This is a genomic window from Pricia antarctica (genome assembly GCF_900101815.1).
Taxonomy (GTDB): domain Bacteria; phylum Bacteroidota; class Bacteroidia; order Flavobacteriales; family Flavobacteriaceae; genus Pricia; species Pricia antarctica.
This window is the reverse complement of the sequence record NZ_FNAO01000006.1, coordinates 427,191-435,199: the sequence shown is the minus strand read 5'-3', so window position 1 is coordinate 435,199 and position 8,009 is coordinate 427,191. Positions and strand designations below refer to the sequence as shown.

The window sequence follows — 8,009 nt, the reverse complement described above, 5'->3', positions numbered from 1 at the left end:
CCGATTTTATGCCGGATCAAGATCCGTCACAAAATCCGGGCTTAAGAACAAAAAATTTCTGAATTTAGCATTGTCCTAAAACGGGTAAGGCTACAAACGTTCCGACCGATTATTTTCCATAGGTCCTATTCTAAAATTCGATTTTTTACTTTTAAATAATTAATTGATTTTATGTCTTGTTTTGTAGCTTGTTTTATATGATGGTCATTTCTGACGTTGCTGCCACGATAGAGATGTCCATCCTGCCTGGACACTTTTGTCGTATCAGGTGCGCCCGTTCGGAAATTGAACTCGAGTGCGCTCCTTAGATACCGCCTCCTCCCGTCGAAGGAAACCTCCTCCATCCAGCCGATCGTCTTCAGTTCGGAAATATATCGGGAAACCTGCCGTTCGGAGATATTCAGGAACGACGAGATATATCCGTTCGACATATAACATTCCTTTCCGTTCGCGGTAAAGCTGTGTATCTCCAGGAACAGGATCTTGGCGTACCAGTTCACCTCGGTATTCAAGTAGATCATCTTGGGGATCCATATGCCCTGAAAATTCCTATCGGCAGCTTTCATAGCTATATATTATGAATTACCGCGATGGTTTTTTCTCAAGTGTGCACTGACCCTTTCCTCGATATCGTCTTCCGTATAGGAAGGGTTTTGAAGCAGCCATTCCTCGATCTTCTCCCGTTCGAAGAACAGCGACCCGTTGGTCGGTTTGGAAAATGGGATCAACCGTGCCGAGGTGAGCTTGTAGATCTTGGAAAGGCTCCAGCCCGTATACATCTGTAAATTGGAGACGTTGAACACCTTTTTTTTGACCAGGGCGGCCTCGTCCAGATGGTATATTTTTTCGAGGAGCAGTCGTACCAGGGAAGAATTCTGTTTGTCCATATCGCTTTCGGATTGAGTTTTCACATTGTTTCCATGATCGGCCCATGGAACTATTTGAAAGCAATTTGAGGGTATTATGTAATGAAATCAAGTAAAGGAAAGCGTTCCGCCGTTTTCCTATGCATTCCCTTTCATTTTATGATCGGTCAATAAGTACAAGGTGGTTTTCGATATCTATCTTCAGGTCCATACGCCGTTTCGGATTGCAGTTTTTCCAGCCCGAATGTGCCTTTTGAAGTTGTTTTACCGACCATTCCATATCCCTTGACTCAAAGTGGGAAATGATATAGTTACATAGGCGTAAAAGGTTTTCCCCGTAATACCCTTACAGGTTCTCTTCGGAGATATGGTTCAGGAACTCGAAAAAAAGCCGGAAGTTGGGCAGCTTCCTATCGGTCAAGGGCAGCCATATCAATTTTTGGGAAACCCGCTTTCCCGATTGCAGTCTTAAGAAGTCCTCCCTATCCGTTCTTAGATAGTCCTTAAAAAGATTGGCCCTATCATAATCAATGCAATGGGCTGTTTTGGAATAGCGGAAAGGTATCTCGAAATCGCTTTCGCTATATGGGATTTCTTGTTTTGGATCGGATACGGGCTCGTATAATTGAGAAGCCGTGAAATGTAGATTTTAGCGAACACCAAGAACAGGATCGTAAATACCAGCAGAAAGAAAGATCCAAGATATCCAAAAAAGGATATTTGCGGATTCGATAGGAACGGCCATAACTGCCAAAGTAAAAGAAAGTACGACCCGATCGCGAAGACCAGAACGATCCAATGTGGGACTTTCCTGTTTTTCCACGCCGTACCCGTTCGATGCAGATCGAAAATTGTTTTGTCGATCCGCCGGAAAAGCGAAATAATGGTATCTTTAAAGGAGTATTTCATAACCGCATGAAAGCCGCTTATGAAGATAGGAAGATAAATGCAAAGATTAATTGTTTCACCCTTGTTTCAACCCTGCCAAAAAAGAAAGGCCCCACATTTCTGCGGGGCCTTTGTTGGTAATAGCTTCTCCTCTTGGGCTCGAACTAGCGACAACCTATTCAACAGGTAAATTTCAAAATTGAATCTTGCAGTCTTCAAGATTGGATTAAAAATCCATCATTCCCAAATCGGTGTTTTTTAAAAGTAATCCACAAGGTTATGTTCGTACAGGTTCAGTTACATATTTCAAAACATTCAAAAATGTTGTACCTGTGGAAAAACAAAAGGCCCCCGATCTCTCGGAGGCCCCGTGCTTACTGGTCGGGATGACAGGATTTGAACCTGCGACCACACGCCCCCCAGGCGTGTACGCTACCGGACTGCGCTACATCCCGAAAAATAGCTAACGCTATTACATTCCAAATTCGAAAAAAAGGGATTCCGTTTTTCGAAATTGGATTGCAAAAATATAAAACACCTTTTGATTACCCTTCGTTTTTTACGAAAAATCCGAAAAACTAATTCAAACTTTCCATCCATTCGAAAAGTTGTTCTGTCCAACCTCTCAAGTGCGGGTCTTTGCGCGCCAGGGAAAATCCGTGTCCGCCTTTTGGATAAACGTGCATCGTGGCGGATACGTTCTTGTCTTTTAAGGCCTGAAAAAACATGAGACTATTCTCCACCGGAACGCCGGGATCATCGGTTGCATGTACCAATAGGGTTGGCGGGGTTTCCGAAGTCACTTGAAGCTCGTTCGAGAAATGTTTTAGCATTTCTTGTGTTGGATTTTCTCCCAAAAGGTTTTTTTGCGAACCGGAATGCTTTGTACTTTTCGTAAACGTAATCACTGGATATATCAATGCCATAAAATCGGGGCGGGCACTCTGAGCATCCGCCTCATCAATTTGATCGTATACTTTTTCTTCGAAATGCGTACCCAAGGTCGATGCCAAATGACCCCCTGCGGAAAAGCCGATAATTCCAATTTTGTCAGAGGCAATATTAAAATCCTTTGCCTTGCTACGTACCAATCGTAGGGCGCGCTGGGCATCGATAAGGGGCACGTTCCATTTTTCGGTCTGCGATTTGTCGGAAGGTAATCGGTACTTTACCACAATCCCGGCAATGCCCTTTCCGTTGAGGAATTTAGCAATATCAGTACCTTCCCAATCATAGGCCAAAATTCCATATCCGCCACCTGGAAATATCAACATGGCCTGTCCGGTAGCGTTTTTTTTGGCGGGCAGATATACCTCGATCGTAGGTTCTTGCACCTTGCTGATCCTTACAATGTCTTCGCTGACATGCTCCTCTTTTTCATCACTTTCGATGCGATTTGGAATTTTATCTTTGGGCCATAGGGGCATGATGGTGTCTTGGGCCAGAACAGTGGCTCCGAAAAAGAAGGTTGACATAATAATGTAAATTTTATTTTTCATAATGATACTATTACTTTTTGGACAAATGGAAATTATTTTCAAATCTACCGATTTTTAAACCGGTCTGGCGGACACACGGACAAGTTTTCAAATTCAACCATCAATCGCAGTCCCATTTAAAATCAGCCACCCTATCATTGGATGCCGCCCCTAAGTTATAATGCCACCACTCGGTTCTAATGGACCAAAAACCATGTTTTTCCATAGTTTCCTTGAGCAATTTTCGGTTATCGAGTATCTCTTGCCGCAAATCGGACATATCGTGGTAGGCTCGCTTTCCGAAAAAATCAAAATCCGTACCCATATCGAGTTCCTCCCCCGCCAAGGTTTCCAAAGTAATGTCTACCGCTCCACCTTTATTATGAATGGACCCCTTTTTAGGATTGGCGACGTATTGGGGATTCGGTACGATTTCCCACATTTTATACTGCACGGAATTCGGCCGATAACAATCAAAAAACTTGATTCGTACCCCATTATCGTGAAATTCGCTGTTGGCCGCCAGCAAAGCCTTGGCAGTTTTTACCCGGGTATAGCACTCGGCGCAGTCGTACACTTTTTCCTTTAAAAAATTATTTGTGGTAGCATAGCGCAAATCATAGGCAAAGCCGTCGCTAAAATCCGCCAAACGCACAAAGGTAGTATCCGCCAGGTGCTCAAAAGTACGAAACGATTTTTGGGGAGAGGTCTGTTTTTGCGGTACTCTATTGATAGTTTCCTCAATCTTCTGAAACACCGCTGCGGGTTTCTTTTCTTTATTTGGATTTTCTTTACATCCGTAGAAAAAACTAATTGTTAAAAATAATATCAAGGTATTGCGAGTCATTTGGTGCTTTCTGTATAAGCTTTAGGTTATTTTCTTTTTATGACAATCACCCAATCTTTGTTCTTTTGACCGTTAAACGCCGAAAGTTCTACGCTATTCGGTTTGGTGATTTTCCATCCTTCGTTTTGTTTGTCGAGCAGCATGCCGCCCTTTTTCGGGTCATAGAAGGCTATGGTAAAGGCACCATCGCCGATCTGAAGGTCGGTTGTCTCATTTTTGGGCAGGTACACCACGTAAATATCATCTTTTTTGGCAAAACAGTAGCTTTTTTCATTGCTCACCAGTTCATCGTGATTTTGCATCTCCCAAAATGGCAGATGGTGATTGAAAAACTGGTGGGCGTTAGTGGCTATATCCCACCATTGATCCCGTGTCCTAAAATCTTCTGCGGACAGATCATTGTTGGGAATATCAGAACCTCCAAAATACCAAGATGTCCCCGCCCCACCAGACATCAGGCTTCCCCAAAGACTAGTGTGCATGACCGCGTCATAATTATTGTTGGCCGCGGAATCGGTGGTGACGCCAATATCATAAGGGCCGATCTCATCTAAATATATGACCCAAGGTCGCTTTTTATCCAAGGAAAGATTACGCCATTTGTTGACTTCCTCATGAATCTCCATGGTATCGGCCATCTGTAACGACGGAATCTCAAAGTCTTTAAAGCCCAACAAAGGCAAAAATGTTTCCTGTATGGGATCTAATGGCCTTCCTGCAATACTTTTTCCGGTTACCCGAACGTGATTGTGCGCCGCTATGGGATGATTATACGGATCGACACTTCGAATGTAAGTGGCATAGCTTTCCAATTGTTCGGTACTACGGTTGGTCTCCTCGCCCAGATTCCACACAACGCCTAAATGATGACCGAACCGTGCCACGAGTTCTTTGTAATATAACTTTCGCTCGAGACCGAGGTCCCCATGGTTCAAAAGCGTATCGTTTTCGGTCTCCTGGGTGAAAACGTTCATCGCCATACCCAACTTGTCCATATGTGTAAAAACCTTTTCCCACTGCGCCAGCTTGCTAACATCATATCGGGTTTGCTTGTCCGGATCGATCCACGGCCATACATCGTTGCCGTCGCCCGCCACATTCATAGTCATGAAATACAGGCTGTTCATGCCTTTATCGGCTAAATAATTAAGCGAGCCAATAATTCCCTTGCCCTTATCGTCGCCCCAAATGGGATCTCCATCCTTCCAATCGCCTATATGTTGCGAATACTGGTGCAATCCATTCGTCAGCGTGGGAGTTTCTGCCCCTCCGTTATCAAAAGTACCGTCGAATTCATGATAGGCCAAAAAGTTCTCTGGGCTACCTACACCACTTTTAAGGAACTGCTTTCCGGTTTCGGATTCCTCCAAATAATGCTTTCCGGTGTACTCCAATCTTCCCGTACTATAGAATCCTGTCGCCGTAGAATCTGGGGGAGCAATTTCAAAACTTCCAGATGATTTCCATAAGGCCTTTTTCTTTTCCTTCAGCGGATCTTCGCTAATACCTATATCCGTGCCTTCCGCCAAATACGCCTCGAATTCCCATTTTCCTTCTGCATCTGGCGCGAATTTTACTCGCCATTTGTTGCCACTTTCGGCTCCGGTCTCGGCGGCCTCCCCATCCGCGGCAAAATAACCGTGAACCGTAAAATACTCTTTGCCATTATGAAAATTCACCAAAAGCGCATAGTCCAAAAACGGATTGATCGCGTCGTTTTTCGAAACTTGAGGTCCGTCAAAAGTAAGGGTTACAGGCTGCCATTTTTTAAGGGAACCTTCGAGTACATGATTTTGGACTTTCTCTTTTTTATTACAGGCCGATAACCCGAAAATGAGTGCACATAACGACAGATAAAACGTATAGAATCTTCGGTGGGACATTGGGGTAGCTGTTCGGTTTTACCAGCCTCAAGATACCATTTTTTTTGAATTCAAATGTTAAATCCGAGCTGGCCCGATATAGGAATTTATCGTTATATCCACTGAAACAAAGGTGGGTTAGGCTATGCGTAGCATCAGAATACAATAAATCGTATTTTTACCTACAAAAGTTTTAGAAACCATGTATAGTCGTCTTAGCATCGTCCTATTTTATGTTATGTTTTGTTTAATAGGATGTCAAGAAAAGAAGGAAGAAACCCCCAAAAACGCCGATTCACGTGGTGAAAAAAAACCGAACATCGTACTGATCTTGGCCGATGATCAAGGTTGGGGAGATCTTGGCAGCAGTGGAAACACCGACCTCAAGACCCCGAATATCGATGCCATTGCCAAATATGGCATATCATTCGATAATTTTTACGTGCAACCGGTCTGCTCCCCTACCCGCGCCGAACTGTTGACCGGAAGGCACTTTCCACGAACCGGAGTCTATTCCACGTCGGCCGGTGGCGAACGGATGGACTACGAGGAGACCACCTTGGCGGAAATCTTGAATAAAGCAGGCTACCAAACTGCCGCTTACGGAAAATGGCACAACGGAACGCAACCGCCCTATCATCCGAATTCACAGGGATTCCAAGATTTTTACGGATTCGCCTCCGGCCATTGGGGCAACTATTTCAGTCCCATGCTTGAACATAATGGACAACCCGTTGAAGGAAATGGATTTTTAGTGGATGACCTCACCGAACACGGACTGAAGTTTATCGAAAAAAACCAGGACAATCCATTTTTTCTTTATCTGCCCTTCAACACGCCACATAGCCCTATGCAAGTACCCGACGAATACTGGGATAGATTTAAGGACAAAGATTTAACCCTAATTTCCAATGAAAAGGATGCAAAAGATACCGAAAACATAAATGTTAACAAAGCAGCGCTGGCGATGGTAGAAAACATCGATTACAACGTCGGGAGGATTATGGCCAAGTTGCGCAAGCTGTACCTAGAGGATGACACCATTGTCATCTATCTGAGTGACAACGGCCCGAACAGTTTTAGGTGGAACGGCGGAATGCGCGGCAAAAAAGGGGATACGGACGAAGGAGGCGTGCGTACCCCCTTCTACATCCAATGGAAAAACTCACTTCCCGAAGGGAAAACAATTCCTCAAATCGCTAGTGCGTTGGACATTTTGCCCACACTGTCGAAATTGGTAGGCGTGCCGCCGATTACCGCCAAACCTATCGATGGGAAAGACCTAACGCCATTACTTTTCGATAAAAATCCCGAATGGGAAGATCGCTTGATCTACAATCATTGGAACGGAAGAACCAGCCTACGCACCCAAAAATACCGATTGGACGCTGAGGACCAACTTTACGATATTCAAAAAGACCGGGGACAAAAAACCGATATCTCCGCCCGATATCCACAGTTGAGGGATTCTTTGGTAAAGGCAAAAACGGATTGGCTGTCCGAAGTCAAACCGCAGACAGCGGAAACCGATACAAGGCTTTTTACCTTGGGTCATCCTAGCTATCTGTACACATGGTTCCCCGCCCGCGACGGTATTCCCCATGGTGCTATCGAGCGTAGTAACCAATACCCGAACGACAGTTTTTTCACCAATTGGTCAAGCGCAAATGATTCCATTACGTGGGATGTCGAAGTCTTGGCCAATGGTCATTTTGATGTCGAACTTTACTACACTGTTACCGAAGAAAACCTGGGATCTATCGTTGAACTGAGCCTTGGTAACAGTAAAATAGCCAAAAAGATAACCGAGTCGAACAATCCGCCGTTAGAAGGAATGGAAAATGATCGCGTACCCAGAAAAGAATCCTATGTAAAGGATTTTAAGCCCATGGATTTGGGTACGATGGTATTGAAAAAAGGGAAGGGTACGTTGACCTTGAAAACCTTGAAAGTCGCCGGCCGGGAGGTTGCGGATGTTCGGTTGTTGGTTTTTAGGAAGGTGGAATGAAAATTAGCTGTAAAAATGGATTCACCTAACCACATATCCGCTATTTTCGGTTCGAAACAA

General features: G+C 44.4%; 6 protein-coding genes and 1 tRNA gene. 1 reads left to right on the top strand and 6 read right to left on the bottom strand.

Features of this window, described 5'->3' with window-relative positions:
- Positions 1-125: 125 nt before the first annotated feature.
- The 6 genes from BLT07_RS13890 to BLT07_RS13860 all read right to left on the bottom strand — a co-directional run bounded on the left by BLT07_RS13890 (position 126) and on the right by BLT07_RS13860 (position 5,962).
- Positions 126-566, bottom strand: coding sequence for a helix-turn-helix domain-containing protein (locus BLT07_RS13890; protein WP_091869830.1), 441 nt, complete (start codon positions 564-566; stop codon positions 126-128).
- A gap of 9 nt (positions 567-575) precedes the next feature.
- Positions 576-887, bottom strand: coding sequence for a DNA-binding protein (locus tag BLT07_RS13885; protein WP_139205146.1), 312 nt, complete (start codon positions 885-887; stop codon positions 576-578).
- Positions 888-2,132: 1,245 nt separating this feature from the next.
- Positions 2,133-2,209: transfer RNA gene (locus BLT07_RS13875), tRNA-Pro, on the bottom strand.
- Positions 2,210-2,332: 123 nt separating this feature from the next.
- Positions 2,333-3,253, bottom strand: coding sequence for an alpha/beta hydrolase (locus tag BLT07_RS13870; RefSeq protein WP_091869822.1), 921 nt, complete (start codon positions 3,251-3,253; stop codon positions 2,333-2,335).
- A 100-nt stretch (positions 3,254-3,353) separates the two neighbouring features.
- Positions 3,354-4,079 carry a M15 family metallopeptidase gene (locus BLT07_RS13865; protein ID WP_091869819.1) on the bottom strand — a complete coding sequence of 242 codons (726 nt, stop codon included), beginning with the start codon at positions 4,077-4,079 and terminating at the stop codon, positions 3,354-3,356.
- 26 nt (positions 4,080-4,105) lie between these two features.
- Positions 4,106-5,962, bottom strand: coding sequence for a DUF5060 domain-containing protein (locus BLT07_RS13860; protein WP_091869816.1), 1,857 nt, complete (start codon positions 5,960-5,962; stop codon positions 4,106-4,108).
- 217 nt (positions 5,963-6,179) lie between these two features.
- On the opposite strand from BLT07_RS13860, the gene BLT07_RS13855 reads away from it, so the two are divergent.
- Positions 6,180-7,949 carry an arylsulfatase gene (locus BLT07_RS13855; protein ID WP_245726547.1) on the top strand — a complete coding sequence of 590 codons (1,770 nt, stop codon included), beginning with the start codon at positions 6,180-6,182 and terminating at the stop codon, positions 7,947-7,949.
- The last annotated feature ends 60 nt before the right edge of the window (positions 7,950-8,009 follow it).

Coding starts and splice junctions, on each gene's coding strand:
- BLT07_RS13890 (WP_091869830.1), bottom strand. CDS start 566: ATGAAAGCTGCCGATAGGAATTTTCAGGGCATATGGATCCCCAAGATG.
- BLT07_RS13885 (WP_139205146.1), bottom strand. CDS start 887: ATGGACAAACAGAATTCTTCCCTGGTACGACTGCTCCTCGAAAAAATA.
- BLT07_RS13870 (WP_091869822.1), bottom strand. CDS start 3,253: ATGAAAAATAAAATTTACATTATTATGTCAACCTTCTTTTTCGGAGCC.
- BLT07_RS13865 (WP_091869819.1), bottom strand. CDS start 4,079: ATGACTCGCAATACCTTGATATTATTTTTAACAATTAGTTTTTTCTAC.
- BLT07_RS13860 (WP_091869816.1), bottom strand. CDS start 5,962: ATGTCCCACCGAAGATTCTATACGTTTTATCTGTCGTTATGTGCACTC.
- BLT07_RS13855 (WP_245726547.1), top strand. CDS start 6,180: ATGTTTTGTTTAATAGGATGTCAAGAAAAGAAGGAAGAAACCCCCAAA.